Source organism: Bacillus sp. S2(2019), from assembly GCF_005144805.1.
In the GTDB taxonomy this organism is placed as follows: domain Bacteria; phylum Bacillota; class Bacilli; order Bacillales; family Bacillaceae; genus Bacillus; species Bacillus altitudinis.
In genome coordinates, this window is the sequence record NZ_SWFL01000001.1 from 685,725 (window position 1) to 707,018 (window position 21,294).

A 21,294-nucleotide genomic window follows, 5' to 3' on the forward strand; every position below is an offset into this window, starting at 1 on the left:
CTATAAATCCTTCGCAATGAAAAAACAGACCCCCTTAAGGTCTGTTTTCTTTTTATCTATACGTTTTGTGATATTGCATTTCGGTCAATTAAAGTCGTGTTTCGGTCAGTTTTTGTTGTTCTTCCATTGTAGTATTTCGAATCGATTTTGTTTCAATGAACTCCCTCGTTTCTACAGTTGATACACTCAATAATACAAAGCTTACTATGAATAGTAAGCTTTTAATAATCATATAGACATTCTCCTTTTTGAATATCATTTTGAGCCTTAAAAAACTTGATCAATAATCTCCTAGTGAGAACGAATGTTGAGCAACTAGATGAGTTAATTAAATTGTCATTTGAGAATATTCATAAATCTGGAACACATTTGAGAGAATGAAAACATAATATTAAGGATTGGACAGTAAATTTCATTACGCATCCCAAATGAGACATTTGGAAGTGAACAATTCAAATTAAGAAAGCAAGACACATTGATTACTTGCTTTATAAAAGGTTTCATTAATATCACTATTCACACTGTCTAATTAAATTATTCTTTTTCCATATTTTAATCCTGCTTTATCTTTTAACTTCTCAGAGTATCCGATAGTTTAATTCAGATTGCTTTACGTAAATCCTCCTGTCATTATCGAAGGTTCCTTCATATTTGGGATAAAAACATTTTGAGATTGTGTAACTTCTCATGGAATAAATTAATTTGTTCCCTTATCATTAAATTAATAAATTTAAAAGAAGCGGGGAAAAAGATGGAGAGAAAAATCAATATCAATCCATTTGAAGAAATTACAGAAGTAAATATAAATGAATGTACAAAAGAAAGTCCGTTGAAAGAATTTGAACTCCCCAAGGGAATGTTTCAAAAAAAAGACGATCATTTTATGAACATAGGTAATTGGGACACACAACATTGGGAAGCTATTTTGGAGAATAGATTGCTCTCAGTGAATCGAAATTTTGGTTACACAATGTTTTACTATTACAAAGGCATTCCAGATGATGAGTGGTATATGTCTCCTGGGAAAAACGGTCAGTCAGTTCAATATTATCCTCACTTTGAAGAACAACATTACAGCAACTTTTACAATTTCACATACTTTGTAGACACATTCTTTCTAAAGGCTTACACATTGTATGAAACGATTGGACATTTGTTGTTCAAACTTTATAACTTTGAAATCAAAGAAGATGACTTAGTAAGTTTTAATTCTGCAATTTACAGATTAAAAAATGTGAACCGTCCATTGTACAAAGACTTAAACAAAGTAAAATACTCCAATGATTTCCAAATTGGTGTGCAAATGAGGCATGATATTGCTCACAATCACCCTCCTTACCGTATAGATTCTGGAATAAGAAAATTACATGGAATGGTTACTGTTGGTGTGGGAAAGTACACAACTTCAAGTGAAATTAAAGCAGCAATGATTGGATTACTGAAAAGTATTGAGGCCACATTTGAGGTGCTTGAAAAACACTTACCAATTAAAGAAGTAGCCAAATAAAAAAGAGGAGCCAGATAAGGTTCCTCCTTGCTTGTTACGACTATTTCCTTTCACGATTTTTTATAGTATCCAACAGTCAATTCTTTCTTCATTATCTCCAACAATTCTTTTCTCAATGATTCAAGCATTTCTCTATGAAATTTTATTTTCTCTCTAATTTCTTTTTTCTCTGCTGGTTCAACTTCTTTGTACCAATCATGTTCTAATAACAACTGTCTTTGTTCTCCAACTATTTTCTCGCAGAGTTCAGCCACTATCTCCGATTGATATAATAATGTTTCACTAAACAGTTGGTAAACCTCTAATCTTAAAGTATCTGCTTCAAAAAACTTTTTGTGCTGAATAAGATTATGTAATTCTTTTTGCATTTCTCTTTTATCCGTTTCCCACAAGTAAAAAATCCTACCTTTATCTTTTTCTAATAGATCGTGATTACTTAGATAGTTTTCTAAATCTGTCTTTGTGTGTTCCATAAAATTAGGAAATTGTTGATACCAATTTGTAACAGCGAAAATTGAATCTGTAGCTTTGTAAAACAAGCCATATAACTTAGGATAAGTTTCATGTTTCTTTTCAGTAAATAGTTGGAAGTCATGAACTTTCCTTTGTGAGTCAAATAACAAATTATTCTTGAATGCCTCAATATTTCTATTTAAAAAGTGCCTGTATAATGCCAAAATAATTGTGGTTGTAAAACCACTTGTCAAAATCGTGATCAGAATGTCTTTCACAAAAAACTTCCTCTCTTACTAAATTAAATTATTTTTTCTAGTGTTTCTTTTTCTTTATTTTTTAATTTTTTTAATTTGGATTTTTTTTGTTTCTTAGATAAAAATAGGTTCTTTTTTATGTCTTTTAGCTTCTTTTTGTATTCTTTATGTCTTGCTCTTTTTACACTTTTGATTTCCATATGATAAACATTGTACAACTTAATGTAACTTAAGGTGATTTCTTTGAAGAATTTTTTGAACTTAAGATACGGTTCTATTATTTCATAATCTCTTTCGGGCTCTTTTAAGCTATAATCAAGAAACTCGTTCCATAAATGTACGTCTTTTCTCATTAATAAGTGTATATTGGGATAAACAATATCTTCCACTTCTTTAATGACTTTATCCCAAGTATCAAAATTATCAATTGAAGGAACAATATATGTATGTTCCTTCCCATCCGGAGTAACGTCATAAACTTCCTCAACCTCTGTTATCTCTAATACATGATCATATTTGTAATAAAGAATAAACAATTTATTATATACCTTAGTAAGTTGCTCAAAAGTTATATTTTGTAAGTGTTTTTTCTTTTCACTCTTATTCTCCTTAAACATAACAAAGAAGGTTGTAAGTGCAGCAGCAATCAATGGTCCTGCAAAAAATTTCAAAAATAAGTCCATAAATTCTCCCCCGTTTTTTCTTAATTAGATTTTCATAAAAATTGCATCCAATAACCAGTTTAATCCAACGTGAAGAGTCAGATTCAGTTACTTTTTAAGGTCGCACTCCTTATATAAACTTATGAGAGCATTAACGCTACTTAGAAAAGAGTGCTAAAACAACATAAGATATTTAAGTTCATGCCACAAACAAATTAGAACATAACACTGCAAAACACCATAATAATTAGAATTCTAAAAATACTCAAAAACTACCTGGAGGATAAAAAGTTCTAACCCCGTTCGTCCTCATTTTAAAAAACAGACCATACAGGGTCTGTTTTAATTTTGCCTATTAGTTTTCAGATGTTGAATTTGGATCGATCATCGTCGTGTTTCGATCAGTTTTTTGAGGAAATACAGTGGTATTTCGATCAGTTGATTCTTGTGAGAAATTAAAAGAACCTAGGAAAGCAGCACCTACCAATAAAGTGGCGCTAATCAATATCTTCATTTTAATATTCATATAAACACTCCCCTTTTTGGATTTCGGTTTGAGCTTTTATGGCAGTTCTATAATAATCTGCTACCCTCTCCGAATCATTCCTTTTTTCATAAAGATTTGCAAGGCTTAAAGCAAACTCTTCAATATAAGGATACAACTTCTTTTCCTCTAACCCTTTAAACATTTTTCGTACATTTTCAATACCTTCATCTACATAAATTGTCTTTAATGAATTGAGCAATGTTTTATAAAACAGATTATTTTCTGCTGTTGCACTTTTTATTCCTTTAGCAATATATTCAAGTGCTTCTTTTGTTTTATCACTTTTAAACAAAGTCCAACTTAAACTAAAAAATAATCTTGGTTTAATATCTTCATTGTTTTCAGTCATCTTATCCAACCCTTTTTTATAGAAGGAAGCAGCTTTAATATAATCCTGTTGCCTGTCATACGTATTTCCAAGATTCAAATAAGTTTTAGCGATTAATCTTTGATCATTTATTTCTTCAGCAAGATCTAGTGCTTTATGTAAGTGGGGGAGCGACTTCTCATATCGTTTAAAATCATCATAATTTCCTGCGATCACAAATAAACTTTGAATTTTTCTCACCTTATAAAGATCATAACGATCATAAATCTCTAGGGCTTTTATAATATGGTGCATAGAAACATGGGTTTGTTTCATGATGTAATATGCTTCAGCAACTTTAAAATGGAATTCTGCTTGTTCAATTTCATCTACAACAAGTGCCAGCTGCCTCTCAGCAATCTTATAATATTGAATGGCTTGTACATACTCTTTCTTACTGAATTCATGCATGCCTCTAAAAAAGGCATTATAGTATTGCAACATTCCAGACAGTTGATGGTTAGAATTCTCTATTTTATCGACTAGCGCGGAAATTGATTGATCGAATGAAGGTTTTATATAATCAAGCATAAGTTGATGTCGAAAACACATTAATTGATAATAGATAAGAAGATCCTGATCTTCTTCCATCCTATCTATTTCCCATTCAACTTCCGCTTTCAAAATTTCTGCATCGGGTACACTGAATTGCCGAATCATTTTATACCATTCATTTATTTTCACACCAACATGTGAAGAAAGAACTTTCTCCATCCCTTATTCCCCTTCCACTAATTTCCCTTATATTACATTTATTATCACATGTATGAGTTTACAAGGCACCGAAAAGAAACCGCAAAAAAAACAATTGAGTAACCGCGATTTTACACATTTCTTCTCACAACAGAAAAAGCAGACTCTGCAAAGTCTGCCTTTTTCTAAAAATCAAATGACTACACCTTTTGAAAATTAATTATACAATGACTCGCTTAACCACTCTTCACAATGTTCTATAAGCCACCTCAAATATTCCACATATTGGCCGGCATGATAGCCGTCACAAACAGCATGATGGACTTGAATGGCGACTGGCAAGGTGATTTTTCCTTCTTTCATCTTAAATTGACCTAACGTAAATATTGGCAGTAAATAAGTTATATCTGTAGATACATTAAGGTTAAAAGAAGTAAAATCAATCCATGGCAGACTTGAAATATTGAATATGTTCTCTGGCATATGAGGTTTCGGAAATAGGTTGTTACTTTTGCTGTAAGTGTCCATGTCCGCTACACAGCTTTTATAAAACCGAGCAAAGTTTTCGTCATAAGGCGTCCAAATACTTGAAAACGTCTTTGTTTCTTTATTTAAAATCGTATAACTTGGATGGAGAATCTCCCAGTAACCAAGTGCATCGTTCACTTGATCCATCCGAAATTCCGGTATTTTTTGCACAGCTCTTGCTAACAAATAAATTTGCACAGGATATACTTTTAGCCTTTTTTCTTTTAATATTGCATACAATTTCGTGATGTCTAGATCGATCACCAGACTATATGTGCATCGGGTTACCTTCATATAATGATGAAAGTGCTCTTTTCTCGGATAATTTTCATCTATTTGTTTAAACATTTTCTATCTCCTCCTGAATGTAATTGCTTGTATTCAGGAGGAAGCTTTATCTGTTTTTACCACCACAATCATCCTTTCACAAGATATATCATGTTTCTGTTTATTCAAAGACTACTATGAGCTTTGCCTACGTTAAAGCCTCCAGCAACTCTTCATAAGTCATCTTGCCCAACGTGAATTTTTCTAGTGCTATATATGTATTCTCCGCTGAGGTATTCATTCTATTATGACAGTCATTCACTAGCTCATGTTCATTTGGTAATGGTTCATGTATATGTTCTGTTTTTCGAAATGCTTCATAGTATCTTATACCAAATATTCTTTGGGACATCGCATTGATGTGAATTCCGTCCGGATTAGGTATAAGGCTTTTCGCAGTAACATAATAACAATTTTCATGATGATTTGCATATTTTTGTAGCATCTCATTGATCAGTTGATGTTCCACACATCCTGCGCCAAATGCTGTCTTTCCTAAGAAATCGCCCAAACCACCTATCACAAGCGGAATGTTAGGTACAGATAATTCAGTTCTCAGTTCATGAAATAATCTTCGTATTTTTTCATCGTATTCTTTGTATTTCCCATCTTGGCTGTCACTTTCTCCTTGATGCCATAATATTCCGGCCAATTCGCTATCTTCCCTTGCAAATGTAGCTTCATTTATTGCATGACGAAATAATGCCCCATCTCGTGACCATTCATCAATGGTACTGCCACCTTCGGCACATGGAATAAGACCAATTTTTTCTCCCTCATGATCCTTACACCAAGTCTCCGCGAAGGAAGCCGCCAGTCCTACACCAGCTACCGACCTATCAAAATGAATAGGTTCAGTCATCATTTGCCATCTTCCATTTCGCAGCATCATGATTCTTTCATTATAAATTGGCGGCACTTCATGCTTAAAGCCTCGACCCGCCATATTAGATTGTCCAATTAGTAAAAATGACTTCATATTTTTCTCCCCCTCTCTTCATTTTTCATATTTTTGTTGAAAGAACAGTAAACAGTAATTACTTAGGGTAAGATCCTGATGCATCTATCAATCAGGTGGATCGACTATGATCAATCCACTTAAACCATTTTAACAAGAAGAAATCTCTTGTCCATGTTGTCATATGGGCTGACGTTAAACTTGTGAAAAAAACATATTCATGTATAATACAATTGATGTATCATACATGAATTTTAGGAGGGTGACCTTTTTGAAAAGAGAAGATGCCTTAAAACTAAGATCAGATATTAAGAAAATGATTATAATAACTGGGGTTTTTGAATCTCAAAATTTGCCCAATGGACCATTTGAAAAACCTCTACCAACTTCTCAAATGATGGCGTTAGAGGAAATAGAGATGGAAAAATTAACTGTTTGGCAACTATCCAATAAACTTAGATTAGAGACTTCAACTGTAAGTAGATTGGTAGATAAGTTAGTAAAAAAGGGACTTGTTTATCGTGAAGTAAATGAAAAAAACAGAAGAGAACTTTTTCTGCACCTCACAGAAAAAGGTCACATTACTGTTAATCGCTTAAGAGAACAATCCCTTACATTTTATCAACGTATCCTCAATAATTTATCAGAATCAGAACAAAAAATAGTTGTGGATGGTTTTGAATTATTTATTGATTCTATTTCTAAGTCTTTTGATTAGAGTGAGGTAAATCATACCCTTTGGAGGATAAAATGAGTTTGGATTTTGAACGTCCTATGATTGAACTAAAAGAGAAATTTGATGAATTAAAGAAAATGATGAAAGAACATAATGTAGATTTATCAACAGAAATTCAAGAATTAGAAAAACGTTTAAATAAAATGCAAGATGAAATTTATTCTAATCTTACACCTTTTCAACGAGTTCAAATTGCAAGGCTACGTAACCGGCCCACGACATTGGATTATATACCTTTATTGTTTACAAACTTTTTCGAACTTCATGGTGATCGATTATATGGTGATGATCAAGCAATGATAGGTGGTATTGCAAAATTTAAAGGGATGCCCGTTACGGTTATTGGTCATCAAAGAGGGAGAAGTACAAAGGAAAATATAGAAAGAAATTTTGGAATGTCACATCCAGAAGGATATAGAAAAGCGCTAAGACTGATGAAACAAGCTGATAAATTTAATCGCCCTATTATTACATTTATTGATACAATTGGCGCCTATCCAGGGAAAGGGTCTGAAGAACGTGGAATTTCTGAAGCAATAGCTCGAAATCTATTGGAAATGGCAACACTTAAAGTGCCAATTGTTTGTATTGTAATTGGAGAGGCATCAAGTGGTGGAGCTCTTGGCATTAGTGTCGGTAACCATATCCATATGTTAGAGTATTCATGGTACTCGGTCATTTCACCAGAAGGAGCAGCATCTATCCTATGGAAGGATGCTAAGTATGCTCCAGAAGCTGCTAAACACATGAAAATTTCAGCAAAAGATTTAAAGCATTTAGGAATTATTGATGAAATCATTCCTGAAATGAAAGGTGGAGCACAAAATGATATCAAATCACAGGCAAAATTGATTGAATCTGCAATCGAATCATCTCTTAAAAAATTGATACGATTATCCTCGGAAGAGCTTATACAACAGCGATATGAAAAGTATAGACAAATAGAGAATTATAAATGAAAATACTTAAAACCGTATTACATTTCTGAGGATTCTTACTAAAAAGTTCTAAATATTTTGTAAGTAACCTCTTAAACTGGATATGCTGTTACTATTAAAAGTGTGTGATCTGTATGGAAAAGGGATTTTTTGATTCTAAAAATACTGAGAAACAATTTAATGGATAAAGTTCGTTCCCAATTCGTCCCCAATCAAAAGAAACAGAACAAACATTTGTTACCGACAATCAAAAACCCTTGCTAGGCAAGGGTTTCAACGATGATTCCGACTGGGCTCAAACCAGCGACCTCTACCCTGTCAAGGTAGATATGTAGAATCCTGTGATTATCACCGATATCCTCTATTCACTTATAAACCTTGATACATAAGCTTTCCTTACCCATCTGTATCCTCTGGTGTTCCTTCGTATTTTTTAAAAACCGAAAAAAATGTTACCCTTTTTATACACCTGTTTTAAGCTTTATCACCATTAATATATTTCACTAACATAGCTGCTGCGTACATAAAGAATGCAGCGATTAAACCATTCACCATACTTCCAAAAACTACAATCGAAACCTGTCCTGCGTAATCTGTCCATGTCTTATCTGGAAATACAGCAATGTTCCATATACTTATGAGCATATAGAATCCAGTCACAATGATAAAAGTCCAAACAACTAACTTTGATTTGAGCATTTGCTGACAATCCCCCAATATCCAATTTCTTCTATGATAACATGGGTTTATAATAAATCCTCAATTAATTCATCGTGATCCATATTCTTAGCTTCATCTAACTCACGTTCTAATCGATTCTTATCTTGTTATCCTTTCAAAACGTATATGAGCAATATACAGAATTGGTTTCTTCATAAGTTGAAAAGCTTTCTACTTTCAAATATCCTTCAAAGCCCAAAGCAGCTTTAACTATATTTTTACTCTTAAACAACATATCTCTTTGAATATCATTATCTTTCATGCTTGAAATATCGTCCATAAACATTGTGTGTAATTCAAATCTATTATTCTCATATTCAAATCTAAGAACCTTCACTTTTAATCCTCCTTATTAATTTTCCTTAATTATACAGGGGATTTAGATTGAATGGAAAGAATATCATAGTTTTAAACGACTGAACGCAAATATGCGTTTTGACATAAGCTGATGTCATTTTAAATGACGGTAGGTATTTATGAAATCCCCACTGTAGGTTAAAACTACTCCCTTTGTAATACTGCACTACTGTGTCAAGTGTCCCGAACAGTTTCTCAACCCTCAAGTTTGAGTTTTGATACTTGTGGCTTGTCCTGCATCGTCAGAAACGATACACCCATCCTTCGTACAGCACTTAATGGCAGCTTTCGCCTTTCAGATACATGTGCAAATAGTGAAGCACAGTGGTATCCTATCCTCATTTATCGCATCGGCTGAGTCACTACCCTTTTAAGTTTAACGTGTGTTAGCGCATTCCACGACAGTCTTATCCTTAAAAATGGCATCACTAAAGACAACACATTGATCCAGGAGTATAGACTGATTCTATTTAGTTAGGTGAGGTAAACTTTACTTGCCTCGTAAAATGCACGACCTATTGAATACAAACTAAATTAAGTTAGAATGGGCTGGTATCACAGAGCATACCAACCCATCAGATTAGATAGTGCGCCAACACTTTTCTAATAAGCTAGAAATGACGATCATGAGCAGTAGGAATAGCCCTAATGTGCTCATGATTGTTACAAATAGTAACTCATCTATTAACCTTACATCTAAAAAGAAATTGAATACAATATTATTGAATTCATTGATGATGTAAAGAATGAATTCAATCAAATAAATAAAAAATTAGATAGACAAATAGCCACTTACATTGATGTGTAGATGGTTTTTTCAAGCGTAAATATGCCCTTTTCAAGATGTAAGAAATTAGTAACACATCGAATTAAACAAAGACAAACAGCATGTGATTTAAAGCTCATTTATTCTAATTTATGTAAAATTAATTCCTTTCTGTGATATCCTCACTATTGAAAAATGATTAGAAAGGAAGTATTCCAATGAAAAAGTTTTTTGTTAAGATGTTGCTAGTTCTCATATCAGCAGCAGTTTTCATTCCCACAACAGCTACATATGCAGCAGAAAAGATCGAACAGAAAGAAAATTTGGCAGTAACTTTCAATCCTACTGAGCTACAAAAACAACTTGCTTTAAGAGATGTACCATTAGAAAAACAAGAAGCCTTGCTTCAAGCATTTAAAGCTATTGAGAATGCTAACAATGATCCACTTGCTACTACAAATGGCCCTAAGGGTGCGGCTATTAAAGCAGCAATCAATGTAATTAAAGGCTTAGTGAATAACGACTGGGCAAAATGGGTTTTACAGCAACGTTTTGGAAAGGAAGCTGTAAATGGTACTGTCAAAAATGCAAACAAGATCATTAAAGAATTAGAAAAAATTATTGATACTCCAAAAAATGCAGCTGGTAGGGCTCGAAAGGTTGTTTCTGCAGAGCTTAAAAAACATATAGACTCAGGTGTAGCTGATACAATCGGACTTATTGTTGAATACATCGTTCTTACTGCTGATTTACTCATACTTTAGATAAAAGGATGGTGACTATATATGTCACAAAATCAATTCATTCAGTTCCAAAAAGCCAATGGTTTAGACGATGAAGACGTTCAATTCCTCATTACTCTCTCAGGAGCATTTTGCACCTGTGAAGAAGAAAACAAAAAGGCATATGATATAACAAGGACAGCGTTCATTAGACACTTCGGTGAAGAATTAAACCTTTCAGATATTGAAGGAAACACTAGAGAAGAATATGAAAAGATCATTGATCAATTTCTAAGCAAGAAGGATAAAAAAATCAATGTAGATGAACTTTTACAATCTTTTTATGCTGCGGATATGATGGATGGATTAAAAAAGAAATTCAATTAGAGGCCTTCGTTTGAAGGTCTTTTTTATTGCCATCAATTACATATAGGCACCTCTCTTTAGAAATACTTGAACATAAAGGTGTTTATAGTGAATGAAAGAAAAAAGAAATTGGAACAGATTGAAGATTACAAAGTAGTTATTGATGATATTGGCCAAAAAGACAAATTAATTAATCTTGTTAATGAGGAAGGTAAAAATTTCAACGAATACATTATAAAGTATAGATTATTATAGGCGATTCAAATGATTATTTTAGAAGGTAAGCAAAAGTTAGACGAAGCTGAGATCGTGAGATGTTGTTGTTAAGGGTAATACTACTGGAAAAAAGATCGCTCGATTTAAGACTGGTGGATCAGTTGGTAAAGTCCCAGCTCAAGGAGCATTAGCTGTAGTAGATACAAAAGCCACTCTCGATTATCTCGAGAATGGCTCTGCATCAACATCTTTTTATATGATTCCGACTGGGCTCGAACCAGCGACCTCTACCCTGTCAAGGTAGCGCTCTCCCAGCTGAGCTACGGAATCGGGTTATGTATCAGTTCTGGGCTTTCTGTTACTGACAGTCTCTATTATATAACCATCATGATCAGTCGTCAATGGTTTTGTTCAAAAAAGGCACAAAGCCGGTATCCATACCGGCTTTTCACTGACTTTTATGATTGGTTCACAAGTACAGGCTTTAGTTGATCTAGTGCTTGTTTGAAGTCCCTTTTGAGGTCTTCTCCGTTTTCTACGCCCACACTTAATCGAAGTAAACCATCCGTGATGCCTCTTTTTTCTCTTTCTTCTTTTGGCATAGCGGCATGGGACATTTTGGCCGGATAGGAAAGAATGGATTCAACTGCTCCGAGGCTGACGGCGAATACAGGTAATGTGACGCCATCGACCAATTCTTTGACAGCCGCTTGGTTTTCTAGTTCAAATGAAAGAACAGCACCTGCACCGCTCGCCTGCTTCCGCTGAATGTCTGCCCCTGGGTGATCATCTAATCCTGGGTAATATACTTTTTTGACCGCAGGATGTTCTTTTAGGAATGTAGCCAGTTCTAATGCGGTTTGACTGGCTTTTTCTAATCTGACTTGAAGGGTCTTTAATCCTCTAAGCACAAGCCAGCAATCCTGTACGCCAAGTACTGCCCCGAAGGAGTTTTGCAGCGAATAAAGTTCGTCTCCTAGCTTCTCATCTTTCACCACGGCTAAGCCTGACAGTACATCACTGTGGCCGCTTAAAAATTTCGTTGCGCTGTGCAGCACAACGTCAACACCAAGATCCAGCGGACGCTGAAGCGCAGGCGTTAAAAACGTATTATCTAAGAAAGTCAGACAGTCATGTTCTTTCGCAATCTGTACGACACCTTCAATATCCGTAATACCGAGTGTAGGGTTTGACGGTGTTTCCATGTAAATGACTTTTGTATTTGATTGAATGCCTTGTTTCACTTCATTCAAATTGGTCATGTCCACAAAGGTATGCTCAATCCCAAATCTTGAAAGAACTTGGGTGATCATTCGGAAAGTCCCGCCGTACACATCTCTTGTGACAAGGACGTGATCTCCTTTTGACAATAGAAGAAAAGCGGTTGAAATGGCTGCCATACCTGACGCAAAAGCAAGCCCTCTCGTTCCTCCTTCTAGCGCTGCAATGGTATCCTCCAATGCCTGACGTGTAGGGGTGCCTGATCGGGAGTAGTCATATTGACCAAAGTCATCGAAGCTGCTTTGATGAAACGTCGATGCATGTTGAATCGGCACACTGACTGCACCTGTTGAACGGTCTGTTTTAAACGCATTATGAACGAGTTGTGTTTCTAGTGTCCAATCGTGTGTGGTCATTTGGTGTTTACCTCCTCTTTCACATTTGATAGTGCCTGTTTCAGGTCTGCTTTTAGGTCCTCCACATGCTCAATCCCAACAGAGAAACGGAGAAGCTTATTACACACACCGTTTGCGATGCGAATCTCTTCTGGAATATCCATGTGCGTTTGCGTTGCAGGATACGTAATGAAGCTTTCGACTCCGCCAAGGCTTTCAGCAAAACAAATCGTTTTCAGCTTCTTTAAAAATGGATTGACCCAGTCCTCTTTGGCTACTCGGAATGACAGCATGCCTCCCTTTCCTGGGTAAAGGACATCTTGAATTTCCGGCTGCTGCTTTAGAAAGTCAGCTACTTCTTTCGCATTTGCCTCGTGCTGGCGCATTCTCAGCGCCAATGTTTTCATTCCTCTCATTAAAAGCCATGAGTCAAATGGAGATAAAACCGCTCCGATGGCATTTTGATGCTGGAACATGTCTTCAGATAGCTTCTCCCCTTTTGTGACGACAAGTCCGGCAAGAACATCGTTATGTCCGCCTAAATATTTGGTGGCACTATGAATGACAATGTCCGCTCCGAGTGTAATCGGTTTTTGCAAGACGGGCGTATAAAAGGTGTTATCCACAATGACCAATGCACCATACTCTTTAGCGATTTTCGCAACCTTTTGAATATCCGCTTCCTGCATGAGTGGATTTGTTGGCGTTTCAATAAAAACGGCTTTTGTATTTGGCGTCATTTTAGAGCGTAAACAGTCTTCATCTGAAAAATCATCATAAACAAAGCGCAGTCCGTACTTTTTCCATTCGTTTTCAAATAGACGGTATGTACCGCCATATAAATCTGATGAAACAATGAGTTCATCCCCGCTCTCAAACAACGCCATGATCGTTTGGATGGCAGCCATTCCCGAACTGAAGGCAAAACCGGCCGTTCCTTCTTCGAGTGAAGCAATCGCATCTTCTACAAGCTGCCTTGTTGGGTTTTTCGTCCGAATATAATCAAATCCTGTTGATTCCCCAATACCTCTATGTCTGTAAGCTGTTGAAAAATAAACGGGAGGACTGACAGTACCAGTCACCTCTTCGCTGCGGTTTCCAATTTGCGCTAACTTCGTTTCCACATGTTCTGTCATTTGACACCATCCTAAGTAAAAATCTAATTTCAAAACAGAAAAACCCCTTCTTCATAAGAAGAAGGGGTTTAATCGCTTCCTCTTATCTTCCAAGCAAAAAAGCTGCTTGCTGGATTTAGCACCTTGGTACATCACATGAAGTGATGCATACCGGTTGCTGAGGTTTCAAAGGGCCAGTCCCTCCACCTCTCACGATAAGAATGTGTTGTCTGTCTGTTCTAATTCTTAATACTGTAACGCATTAAACCTCATTTTTCAAGGGGAAATGTAACGATTAATTAAAATTTTCTGTATTTTGCAGCAGATTGGATGTCAGCCAATTTGATTGCATGTTAGCATATAGGAACAACGCTGTTTTTCATGTTACAATGAATGGAAACGTTTCACTTATGATGAATTTGGTTAGCTGGAGGAATGGATTATGGTGAAGAAAACAGGCATCATTCAAGAAGAAACCTTACAGTCAAAAGAACTTGGGGCAGATATGACCATTTTGATTTATTTGCCAGTCAATTACTCCCCCCTTTATACATATCATGTCATCATTGCACAAGATGGTCATGATTATTTCCGCTTAGGTAAAATAGGCAGACAAGCGGAAGAATTAATGCAAAACAAAGAAATGGAACGCTCGATTATCATTGGTGTCCCATATGAAAATGTGACTGAAAGGCGAAATACGTATCATCCAGACGGACCAAAGTTCGAGGCGTATAAACGCTTTTTGGCAAATGAACTCGTTCCGTATATTGATGAACACTATCCAACGTATCAAGTTGGATCAGGTCGTACATTTATTGGTGATTCATTAGGTGCTACGATCTCACTTATGACAGCCATTGATTATCCTTCGTTATTTGGCGGACTGATTTTGCAGTCTCCTTACGTGGATGAGTCGGTTCTGCAAGCAGTCAAACAGTCATCATCCCTTGCTCATTATGCCATTATCCATCAAATCGGGTTAGAAGAAACAGCTGTGAAAACGACAGATGGGCAAGTGCTAGACTTTATTCAGCCGAACGAAGAATTAAAGGTCCTTTTGGAGAAGTCCGGTGCGGATTATTTATTTGAGACATTCGAAGGCGATCATAAATGGACGTTTTGGCAACCGCTCATTTCACCTTCGTTAAAAAGAATGCTCCCATATTCGTTAATCAACTGAATTTTGTTATAATAAAAAATAATAAATACTTTCTTAATCAGGAGGGAACATGATGAAATACGGAGTTGTTTTATTTCCATCAAAAAAATTGCAAGACATTGCGAACTCTTATCGGAAACGTTATGATCCGAACTATGCACTCATACCACCTCATTTAACATTAAGAACACCTTTTGAATTAACGGATCTAGAAGCAGCTGAGGTCGTCTCCACCTTGCGAGAGTACGCAAAAAATGCTTCTCCTATTACGTTACGTATTAAAAAATTCAGTTCATTCGCTCCTGTAAACAACGTGATTTATATGAAAGTAGAACCGAACGAAGAATTAATGGCTCTCAATGAGAAGTTGTACACTGATCCGCTTGCTGGTACACCTGAATATGCGTTTGTTCCGCATGTGACAGTGGCTCAAAAGTTATCAGACGATGAGCATTCAGACGTTCTAGGCACATTGAAGCTGAGAAAAATTGACCACGAGGAAACGGTTGACCGCTTCCATCTTTTATATCAATTAGAGAACGGTTCTTGGACCGTTTATGAAACATTTATCTTAGGAGAAGAGGGTTAAAGACATTTGAATACAGTCATCGTAAAAGAACAAACACAACGAGAAGATGCTTATTATGTTCGAAAAGAAGTTTTCGTAAAAGAACAAGAAGTCCCGTTAGAGATCGAAATTGATGAACTTGAGGACGAAGCCATTCACTTTGTCATTTATAATGATGACAACAAACCACAAGCTGCTGCTAGACTGCGCATAATTGAAGGTCATAAGGCAAAGCTTGAACGAATTTGTGTATTAAAAGAGGCGCGCTCTTTCGGTCTTGGCCACCAGCTTTTAGAAGCACTTGAGTCTGAAGCGATGGCAAACGGGGCGAAAGAAGCTGTCATGCATGCACAAGTCCAAGCTCTTCCCTTCTACGAAAAAAAAGGCTACAAAGCCGTTTCAGAACCGTTTGAAGAAGCAGGGATTACACATGTCAAAATGACAAAAACACTATCCGTTTAACGAAAATAAAAAGCCAGGGCATCATGGATGCTCTGGCTTTTTATTGATTCCATCTCGTTCGCTCAGGAAGAAAGCGCAGTCATTTAGACGTAAGTATTGATATGAACGCCCTTGCCTTCTTCCATAAACATATCTCGTACAAAGCGTTCCCGCTTTTTTTGCTGTACTTTCGTTTCCGCTTCTGTCACTAAGTCCTCTTTTTTCTCCAGCTCTCTGTATACCTTGTCATGAAAGGTGCGGGTGACCTTCGTCACTTTCGCATAGTCTTCTTTATCCTGAGGAGCAGGACGATTGATATATTGAAAATACAGATCCGGCTGAATCGGGGCTATATATCCCATCAAGAACGCCTCCTTTGCTTCTCTTCTACTCTACTATTCCCTAATTATGACTGTTTGAAACACGCCTCATTTGATATGATTAGATGTGTTTCTTTTTAACATTGATTGACTATTGGAGGACTAGCTTTGAAATGCGCACGACGACATGATCGAACGATCTCACTACATACATATTCGAGAGAACACTATCAATTCCTCCATGATGAGGGGAAAAAAGGGCATTTATCTTGCCCATATTGCGGACAACCCGTCTTTTTTAGATTAAATATACATGAAGAACCTGCCTTTATCCATAAGCAAATATCTCAGCAAGAGATTTGCGAAAAAAGAGAACAACAAGAGGAAAAGAAACCGGCTGAACGAGAGGTACATGCATCCTACAAAGAACTTGGCGGCTTTCGCTTTCCAACCGGCAAACAGATCATCTCACAAACAGAAGAATCGGATGACTGGCAGGAACCACGGTCCATTCAATTTGGCGAAACCTTTCATTTAGAAAAGAATGAAGAAGTGCATACCATTGACCTCTTTCCACACATCACCTTTAGCGCACCGCAGCTTCAAGCTGTCACACACAAAGACGGTCCGATGCTTGTGCTGGCTGGCGCCGGCAGCGGTAAAACAAGGGTACTGACAGCAAGAGCTGCTTATCTGATGTCGCACCATCAAATCCCTGCTCACCATATCCTGCTCGTGACCTTCACCACAAAAGCAAGCAGTGAAATGAAAGAAAGATTGCGTATGCAGTATCAGCTTCATCCATCACAGGCGAGCCAAGTTGTGACAGGCACATTCCACAGTCTATTTTATAAAATGCTGCTTCACGATGATCGGGGCAAATGGAACGGACAGCATTTGATTAAATTCGACTGGCAAAAAGAGCAGTATATTCGAAAAGCAATCATGCATGAAGGACTTGATGAAAAAGACTATCCAACCGATCAAGTGCTGCAATCAATCGGCTATTGGAAAAATGCTTTTTTGCCAGACGAACTTCCTGAGCTGAAAGATGAAAAAGAAAAGCAAATGTGGACAATCTATCAGTCATACGAACAGCAAAAGCGTGAAAATCAACAATTTGACTTTGATGACATGGCGATTGCCTGCTTACACATGCTGACTAAGCAGCCTGAATTGCTCAAACAATATCAAGAACGATTCAAGTATATTTTAGTAGATGAATTTCAAGATATTAATCCCGTACAATATCAATTAATCCAGCTTTTAGCTGGAGAATCCGAGCAGCTATTTTGTGTAGGCGATGATGATCAAGCCATCTATGCATTTAGAGGAAGCAATCCTGCTTTTATTCTTGACTTCAAACAGGACTATCCTTCGGCCGAGATCGTCCATTTACATGCAAATTACCGCTCTCATCATACGATTGTCGCAAGTGCAGACGCCATTATTAAGAAGAACCAGCATCGTTACGAGAAAACGTTAAAAGCCGTTCGCGTGGAGAAAATTCCGCCGACTCTTTTTTATCCATATGACGAGGAAGAGGAAGCGACCATGATCGTAGCAGATATTCAGGAGAAAATTAAAAACGGTGCAAAACCGAATGACTTTTGCGTGCTGTTTAGAACGAATACAGGAGGCCGTGCGATTTATGAACGTCTTCATCAATCGGCGATTCCGTATCAAACCGATGCTGGCGTAAAAGCCTTTTATAGCAGAAGAATTGTTCGGGTGCTGCTCGCTTTTCTTTCGCTAAGTCAGGATGCAGATGATGTCGCCGCAATGAAGCTGCTGCTGCCCGTTTTCTTTTTAAAGCAGCAAACACTGAATACCCTGAAGGCACTGACCATTACGGAAGATTGTTCTATGGTAGAGGCACTTGGAAAGCTAACAGACATTCAGCCGTTTCAGCGCAAAAAACTGCAATCGATCGTTCCCCTGTTTCGAACGTTAAAATCGTTAAAGCCATCTGAAGCTGTAGCGTTGATTGAACAAAGGATGGGACTTGGTGATTATTTAAAAAAACGTGTGAATGATACGAATGTGCTTGAAAAAGGAACAGATGATGTACGAGATGTGAAAACAGCGGCGAAACGTTTTGAAACAATTGAAGCCTTCCTCGCTCATGCCGAACATATGAAATCTGCTGAAAAGGAAAAATCAGATGAACCAGGCGTTCAGCTCATGACGATCCACCGTGCGAAGGGACTAGAATTCCAAACAGTGTACATCACGAGCGTGGTTGATGGGGCGCTCCCTCATGACTTTGCACTTGATGAGCTGAGAAGCGGTGATGAAGAAGCCATCGAAGAGGAGCGGCGCTTATTATACGTTGCCATGACGAGAGCAGAACAATCCCTTTATCTATCCGTTCCATCATATAGAAGAGGAAAAACGGCTCACCGCTCCCGCTTTTTGTACCCTCTTTTAAAGAAAAATCGTGAATTATTCACACAAAAACAACAGGCCCCCCTTTAAATGGAGAGCCTGTTGTTTATTTTTTGTTGTTCATCATTTTAGCGATTGTATTAAAATCAAGCTTTTCTTTTCCACTTGTAATCGATTGAACGATTTTGTCTTCCATTTCTTTAGGTACACGTTTGTTTGCAAGCTGCGCCACTTTTTTAATGACACCTCGAACGGTATTCTCATCTTTAAAGTTCGCGTTTTGCAAAGAACCTGCAAGCTTAAAGACATCATTCATATTTACACCTGTTTTATTTTCCACACTTTTAAAGAACTTATTATCCATTCCTTTGCCTCCTCTTTGTGGAGTAATCACCTTACTATATGAAAATAGGCGAGATATGTGCCTATCCTGCTGCCTTGTTAGCAAAGAGAAAGGAAAGCAAAAGGCTTCCCTATTGCTTCCCTCACCTTCTTACTGTTTAGTTAAAGAAAGAAGCACCAACGATGATTAGAAGGATGAAAAGCACGACGACAAGAACAAAAGTTGAACCATAACCGCCGCCGTAGCCGCCACCATAACCTCCGCAATAACCGCCACCGTAACCGTAACAACTCATATTTAAGCACCTCCTCTTCTCCCTTACAAAATATGAAAAATACATGAAATGGTTTGGACGATCACATAAAAAAGTGCGGAATTTTTATTTCTGCTGTTTAAAGACGTAATCTGCCTCTCCATGACGGATCATGAATGCTTCTGTTTCTTTCGCAAAAGTATCCATTTTCTCGCCAAATGCTTTTAAGTGCTCTTCAAGATCCTTCGCTTTATTCGCTAGATCCATTTCAGCTTTTTCGTGCGCTTGCTCTTTCCCATCATGGGGTTTAGTGAACAAGGAACCGATTAATTGTTCGAATGCATCCATTCTGGTCACCCCTTCTCTCTTACATATGCATCACCCAAAAAAAGGGCAACAAAAAACCGGATAAATCCGGCTTTTGTTTTTCCCTATTGAGGTTTCTTTTTCTTCCCGCAGCCGCAGCCAGTCTTCTTGATTTTCTTCGTATATACAGATTGTTGATTTGACTGCGCTGGATACCCTTGAAGCATATGTGACGGTGTTTCAGTTTGTTTCATCGCAACCCTTCCTTTCCTATTCCATGTTAGTATATGCATTTTCTTTAAGCGTGTCTGATCAGAATGCCTGTTTATTTCACAAGCTTTGACACGACTGCTTCAATCAAGCCTGCTGCGGCGGCAATCGCTAATAGTAAATTAAGCCACATGCTGATGACAGGAAAAAATATGTATATCGCAAGTAAAGCAGCAGTGCACCACATACCCGTACACCAATAACAGCTTAACAGCTCTCCTATCCAAGATCGCAGTCCCTTCCCCTTAATGACGATATAGGTCTCGACTTCACCTTGTTCGTTTACCTCTTCTTGCTCTTCATGAAATAGACGGCGAAAGGGGGCTGTAATCGTATCAAACACGATCAATCTCGTCAGCCTAAAGGATGCGAGGGCAAATATAGCAAATGACAAAGCGCCGCTCATGGAACCTCCACCTCCTTCATTCTTCTTTTTCCGTCCTTTCTTTATATATGCAAAAAGAAAGACCGCCATGATGAATCGGGTGTAAATAAAATTGGGTTGTACTTTTTCATGCTTTCCGATTCCACCTTGAGCCTCTGCTGCATTAAATAATGTATAGATAAGAAAGGAGTGAAAGTATTGTCTATTGAAGAAAGTGCTGATTTATTATACACACAACTGTTAAACGAATTAATCAGCAATTATGATGATTTCATCGAGATCAAGGATTCCGAAAATGTCACGATTCATAAAACAGATGTAACAGCCGCACTCTCCCTTCAAGCGACCGTAACGACAATCATTACTCTTTTAATTCAAATTCTTGTACCAGATGATGAATTGGCTGCAGACATCACAGAACAGCTTTTAGCTGCACAACAAGTGACAGTTCAAAAGAAAACAGTGATTCAAATCATCAATTGTTATAACGTCACGATTACATTATCTGATGCATCCATTATGAACTCCGTCCAAATTCTCACTCAAACACTGAATGTACTTTTAGTTGAAGCCGGCATTCTTTGACCCTTTCTTTTTCTAACATCATGTATGAAAGAGGTGAAATAATCGTGGCTGAAGAGAACGAAAAAAAGGAGTTTCAAATCAACACTGATGTTGATCCATTAACAAGCCTTCTTGTGAGTGATATTTTAAACAAAAATAATGTCACAGATGATCAGAAAGCAAACCTTTCAGAAGATCAAAGAAGGATGATTTTGAAGCTGGTTCAGGATTTACAAAAGAAAGCAGATGATTTCGTACAGCAGCAGCAGGAGAAAAAGCGTCAGGCAGAGGCAGCAAAACATGCAGAAGAGGTCGAGCCTGAACCACAAGTGCGCCCTAAACGAAATTCACTTCGAGATCGTATCCAGCAGCGCCGTCAAGCGCAGCAAAATAACGATTAAATAAAAATGGGTTGCCTGCTAGGATAAATGCCCGAGACAAAA

Annotated in this window: 27 protein-coding genes, 1 tRNA gene and 1 riboswitch; of the genes, 11 read left to right on the plus strand and 17 right to left on the minus strand. The window is 37.2% G+C overall.

Features of this window, described 5'->3' with window-relative positions; genetic code table 11:
* Positions 1-751 precede the first annotated feature (751 nt).
* A complete protein-coding gene (locus FBF75_RS03490) occupies positions 752-1,507 on the plus strand; it encodes a Cthe_2314 family HEPN domain-containing protein (protein WP_058213854.1) in 756 nt (251 codons plus the stop codon).
* A 50-nt stretch (positions 1,508-1,557) separates the two neighbouring features.
* On the opposite strand, the gene FBF75_RS03495 is transcribed toward FBF75_RS03490, so the two are convergent.
* From FBF75_RS03495 to FBF75_RS03520, 6 genes are all read right to left on the minus strand, one after another.
* Entirely contained in the window at positions 1,558-2,238 is a 681-nt protein-coding gene (locus FBF75_RS03495; RefSeq protein ID WP_058213855.1) for a hypothetical protein, read from the minus strand.
* A 23-nt stretch (positions 2,239-2,261) separates the two neighbouring features.
* Positions 2,262-2,900, minus strand: a complete 639-nt coding sequence (locus FBF75_RS03500) for a hypothetical protein (RefSeq protein ID WP_058213856.1) — start codon at positions 2,898-2,900, stop codon at positions 2,262-2,264.
* A gap of 334 nt (positions 2,901-3,234) precedes the next feature.
* Complete coding sequence (locus FBF75_RS19775) at positions 3,235-3,405, minus strand: RapH phosphatase inhibitor (protein WP_136944438.1); 171 nt, start codon at positions 3,403-3,405, stop codon at positions 3,235-3,237.
* Positions 3,395-4,507, minus strand: a complete 1,113-nt coding sequence (locus FBF75_RS03510) for a Rap family tetratricopeptide repeat protein (protein ID WP_060780974.1) — start codon at positions 4,505-4,507, stop codon at positions 3,395-3,397. Before FBF75_RS03510 ends, FBF75_RS19775 begins: the two co-directional genes overlap by 11 nt.
* Before the next feature lie 195 nt (positions 4,508-4,702).
* A complete protein-coding gene (gene catA, locus FBF75_RS03515; RefSeq protein WP_136944439.1) occupies positions 4,703-5,362 on the minus strand; it encodes a type A chloramphenicol O-acetyltransferase in 660 nt (219 codons plus the stop codon).
* 127 nt (positions 5,363-5,489) lie between these two features.
* Positions 5,490-6,320, minus strand: coding sequence for a sialate O-acetylesterase (locus FBF75_RS03520; RefSeq protein WP_136944440.1), 831 nt, complete (start codon positions 6,318-6,320; stop codon positions 5,490-5,492).
* 250 nt (positions 6,321-6,570) lie between these two features.
* Here FBF75_RS03520 and FBF75_RS03525 point away from each other — a divergent pair, with 250 nt between their 5' ends.
* Entirely contained in the window at positions 6,571-7,017 is a 447-nt protein-coding gene (locus tag FBF75_RS03525) for a MarR family winged helix-turn-helix transcriptional regulator (RefSeq protein WP_008348375.1), read from the plus strand.
* 32 nt (positions 7,018-7,049) lie between these two features.
* Positions 7,050-7,994, plus strand: a complete 945-nt coding sequence (locus FBF75_RS03530) for an acetyl-CoA carboxylase carboxyltransferase subunit alpha (RefSeq protein WP_048003226.1) — start codon at positions 7,050-7,052, stop codon at positions 7,992-7,994.
* A gap of 453 nt (positions 7,995-8,447) precedes the next feature.
* Here the strand turns inward: FBF75_RS03530 and FBF75_RS03535 are convergent, their stop codons facing one another.
* Together FBF75_RS03535 and FBF75_RS03540 are read right to left on the minus strand one after the other, a co-directional pair.
* Positions 8,448-8,672 (minus strand): hypothetical protein, encoded by a 225-nt coding sequence (locus tag FBF75_RS03535; protein ID WP_136944441.1) that lies wholly within the window; start codon positions 8,670-8,672, stop codon positions 8,448-8,450.
* A 136-nt stretch (positions 8,673-8,808) separates the two neighbouring features.
* Positions 8,809-9,030, minus strand: coding sequence for a hypothetical protein (locus FBF75_RS03540; protein ID WP_039168840.1), 222 nt, complete (start codon positions 9,028-9,030; stop codon positions 8,809-8,811).
* 1,004 nt (positions 9,031-10,034) lie between these two features.
* Between FBF75_RS03540 and FBF75_RS03545 the strand changes: the two genes are divergently transcribed.
* Entirely contained in the window at positions 10,035-10,580 is a 546-nt protein-coding gene (locus FBF75_RS03545) for a hypothetical protein (RefSeq protein ID WP_076821855.1), read from the plus strand.
* Between the two features lie 21 nt (positions 10,581-10,601).
* Complete coding sequence (locus FBF75_RS03550; RefSeq protein ID WP_045035237.1) at positions 10,602-10,925, plus strand: hypothetical protein; 324 nt, start codon at positions 10,602-10,604, stop codon at positions 10,923-10,925.
* Positions 10,926-11,377: 452 nt separating this feature from the next.
* Here the strand turns inward: FBF75_RS03550 and FBF75_RS03555 are convergent.
* From FBF75_RS03555 to FBF75_RS03565, 3 genes are all read right to left on the minus strand, one after another.
* Positions 11,378-11,450, minus strand: a tRNA-Val gene (locus FBF75_RS03555).
* A 128-nt stretch (positions 11,451-11,578) separates the two neighbouring features.
* The gene (gene metC / locus FBF75_RS03560; protein ID WP_056705033.1) at positions 11,579-12,757 is read right to left on the minus strand and encodes a cystathionine beta-lyase; all 1,179 of its coding nucleotides are present in this window, start codon (positions 12,755-12,757) and stop codon (positions 11,579-11,581) included.
* Positions 12,754-13,872, minus strand: a complete 1,119-nt coding sequence (locus FBF75_RS03565; protein ID WP_136944442.1) for a methionine biosynthesis PLP-dependent protein — start codon at positions 13,870-13,872, stop codon at positions 12,754-12,756. Before FBF75_RS03565 ends, metC begins: the two co-directional genes overlap by 4 nt.
* 79 nt (positions 13,873-13,951) lie before the next feature.
* Positions 13,952-14,073, minus strand: a riboswitch (SAM riboswitch).
* A 220-nt stretch (positions 14,074-14,293) separates the two neighbouring features.
* Between FBF75_RS03565 and FBF75_RS03570 the strand changes: the two genes are divergently transcribed.
* Genes FBF75_RS03570 through FBF75_RS03580 form a run of 3 tightly spaced genes read left to right on the plus strand, consistent with a single transcriptional unit; the run spans position 14,294 to position 16,043 of the window.
* Positions 14,294-15,034 carry an esterase family protein gene (locus FBF75_RS03570; protein ID WP_019743058.1) on the plus strand — a complete coding sequence of 247 codons (741 nt, stop codon included), beginning with the start codon at positions 14,294-14,296 and terminating at the stop codon, positions 15,032-15,034.
* Between the two features lie 52 nt (positions 15,035-15,086).
* Positions 15,087-15,602 (plus strand): YjcG family protein, encoded by a 516-nt coding sequence (locus tag FBF75_RS03575; protein ID WP_017359656.1) that lies wholly within the window; start codon positions 15,087-15,089, stop codon positions 15,600-15,602.
* Between the two features lie 6 nt (positions 15,603-15,608).
* Positions 15,609-16,043, plus strand: a complete 435-nt coding sequence (locus FBF75_RS03580; RefSeq protein WP_008348412.1) for a GNAT family N-acetyltransferase — start codon at positions 15,609-15,611, stop codon at positions 16,041-16,043.
* A gap of 83 nt (positions 16,044-16,126) precedes the next feature.
* Here FBF75_RS03580 and FBF75_RS03585 read toward each other — a convergent pair whose 3' ends face one another.
* Positions 16,127-16,384 carry a hypothetical protein gene (locus FBF75_RS03585; protein ID WP_008348414.1) on the minus strand — a complete coding sequence of 86 codons (258 nt, stop codon included), beginning with the start codon at positions 16,382-16,384 and terminating at the stop codon, positions 16,127-16,129.
* 126 nt (positions 16,385-16,510) lie between these two features.
* Between FBF75_RS03585 and FBF75_RS03590 the strand changes: the two genes are divergently transcribed.
* Positions 16,511-18,820 (plus strand): ATP-dependent helicase, encoded by a 2,310-nt coding sequence (locus FBF75_RS03590; protein WP_136944443.1) that lies wholly within the window; start codon positions 16,511-16,513, stop codon positions 18,818-18,820.
* 16 nt (positions 18,821-18,836) lie between these two features.
* Here FBF75_RS03590 and spoVIF read toward each other — a convergent pair whose 3' ends face one another.
* The 5 genes from spoVIF to FBF75_RS03610 form a co-directional block, all read right to left on the minus strand.
* The gene (spoVIF, locus tag FBF75_RS03595; protein WP_008348417.1) at positions 18,837-19,094 is read right to left on the minus strand and encodes a sporulation-specific transcription regulator SpoVIF; all 258 of its coding nucleotides are present in this window, start codon (positions 19,092-19,094) and stop codon (positions 18,837-18,839) included.
* Positions 19,095-19,230: 136 nt separating this feature from the next.
* Positions 19,231-19,368 carry a YjcZ family sporulation protein gene (locus FBF75_RS03600; protein WP_008348419.1) on the minus strand — a complete coding sequence of 46 codons (138 nt, stop codon included), beginning with the start codon at positions 19,366-19,368 and terminating at the stop codon, positions 19,231-19,233.
* Between the two features lie 84 nt (positions 19,369-19,452).
* Positions 19,453-19,674 carry a hypothetical protein gene (locus FBF75_RS03605; RefSeq protein WP_008348420.1) on the minus strand — a complete coding sequence of 74 codons (222 nt, stop codon included), beginning with the start codon at positions 19,672-19,674 and terminating at the stop codon, positions 19,453-19,455.
* 83 nt (positions 19,675-19,757) lie between these two features.
* Positions 19,758-19,886, minus strand: coding sequence for a hypothetical protein (locus FBF75_RS19915; RefSeq protein WP_265786067.1), 129 nt, complete (start codon positions 19,884-19,886; stop codon positions 19,758-19,760).
* 71 nt (positions 19,887-19,957) lie between these two features.
* Complete coding sequence (locus tag FBF75_RS03610) at positions 19,958-20,308, minus strand: DUF1360 domain-containing protein (RefSeq protein WP_019743061.1); 351 nt, start codon at positions 20,306-20,308, stop codon at positions 19,958-19,960.
* Positions 20,309-20,485: 177 nt separating this feature from the next.
* On the opposite strand from FBF75_RS03610, the gene FBF75_RS03615 reads away from it, so the two are divergent.
* Both FBF75_RS03615 and FBF75_RS03620 read left to right on the plus strand, forming a co-directional pair.
* Positions 20,486-20,872, plus strand: coding sequence for a spore coat protein (locus tag FBF75_RS03615; protein ID WP_007498962.1), 387 nt, complete (start codon positions 20,486-20,488; stop codon positions 20,870-20,872).
* Between the two features lie 44 nt (positions 20,873-20,916).
* Complete coding sequence (locus tag FBF75_RS03620) at positions 20,917-21,252, plus strand: hypothetical protein (protein WP_008355377.1); 336 nt, start codon at positions 20,917-20,919, stop codon at positions 21,250-21,252.
* Positions 21,253-21,294: the final 42 nt, after the last annotated feature.

What these genes read in the sequence shown, in the direction of transcription:
- FBF75_RS03585 (WP_008348414.1), bottom strand. Translation starts at nt 16,384, where the DNA reads ATGGGATATATAGCCCCGATTCAGCCGGATCTGTATTTTCAATATATC.
- FBF75_RS03570 (WP_019743058.1), top strand. Translation starts at nt 14,294, where the DNA reads ATGGTGAAGAAAACAGGCATCATTCAAGAAGAAACCTTACAGTCAAAA.
- catA (WP_136944439.1), bottom strand. Translation starts at nt 5,362, where the DNA reads ATGTTTAAACAAATAGATGAAAATTATCCGAGAAAAGAGCACTTTCAT.
- metC (WP_056705033.1), bottom strand. Translation starts at nt 12,757, where the DNA reads ATGACCACACACGATTGGACACTAGAAACACAACTCGTTCATAATGCG.
- FBF75_RS03600 (WP_008348419.1), bottom strand. Translation starts at nt 19,368, where the DNA reads ATGAGTTGTTACGGTTACGGTGGCGGTTATTGCGGAGGTTATGGTGGC.
- FBF75_RS03520 (WP_136944440.1), bottom strand. Translation starts at nt 6,320, where the DNA reads ATGAAGTCATTTTTACTAATTGGACAATCTAATATGGCGGGTCGAGGC.
- FBF75_RS03605 (WP_008348420.1), bottom strand. Translation starts at nt 19,674, where the DNA reads ATGGATGCATTCGAACAATTAATCGGTTCCTTGTTCACTAAACCCCAT.
- FBF75_RS03490 (WP_058213854.1), top strand. Translation starts at nt 752, where the DNA reads ATGGAGAGAAAAATCAATATCAATCCATTTGAAGAAATTACAGAAGTA.
- FBF75_RS19775 (WP_136944438.1), bottom strand. Translation starts at nt 3,405, where the DNA reads ATGAATATTAAAATGAAGATATTGATTAGCGCCACTTTATTGGTAGGT.
- FBF75_RS03535 (WP_136944441.1), bottom strand. Translation starts at nt 8,672, where the DNA reads ATGCTCAAATCAAAGTTAGTTGTTTGGACTTTTATCATTGTGACTGGA.
- FBF75_RS19915 (WP_265786067.1), bottom strand. Translation starts at nt 19,886, where the DNA reads ATGAAACAAACTGAAACACCGTCACATATGCTTCAAGGGTATCCAGCG.
- FBF75_RS03610 (WP_019743061.1), bottom strand. Translation starts at nt 20,308, where the DNA reads ATGAGCGGCGCTTTGTCATTTGCTATATTTGCCCTCGCATCCTTTAGG.
- FBF75_RS03530 (WP_048003226.1), top strand. Translation starts at nt 7,050, where the DNA reads ATGAGTTTGGATTTTGAACGTCCTATGATTGAACTAAAAGAGAAATTT.
- FBF75_RS03510 (WP_060780974.1), bottom strand. Translation starts at nt 4,507, where the DNA reads ATGGAGAAAGTTCTTTCTTCACATGTTGGTGTGAAAATAAATGAATGG.
- FBF75_RS03575 (WP_017359656.1), top strand. Translation starts at nt 15,087, where the DNA reads ATGAAATACGGAGTTGTTTTATTTCCATCAAAAAAATTGCAAGACATT.
- spoVIF (WP_008348417.1), bottom strand. Translation starts at nt 19,094, where the DNA reads ATGGATAATAAGTTCTTTAAAAGTGTGGAAAATAAAACAGGTGTAAAT.
- FBF75_RS03500 (WP_058213856.1), bottom strand. Translation starts at nt 2,900, where the DNA reads ATGGACTTATTTTTGAAATTTTTTGCAGGACCATTGATTGCTGCTGCA.
- FBF75_RS03550 (WP_045035237.1), top strand. Translation starts at nt 10,602, where the DNA reads ATGTCACAAAATCAATTCATTCAGTTCCAAAAAGCCAATGGTTTAGAC.
- FBF75_RS03545 (WP_076821855.1), top strand. Translation starts at nt 10,035, where the DNA reads ATGAAAAAGTTTTTTGTTAAGATGTTGCTAGTTCTCATATCAGCAGCA.
- FBF75_RS03565 (WP_136944442.1), bottom strand. Translation starts at nt 13,872, where the DNA reads ATGACAGAACATGTGGAAACGAAGTTAGCGCAAATTGGAAACCGCAGC.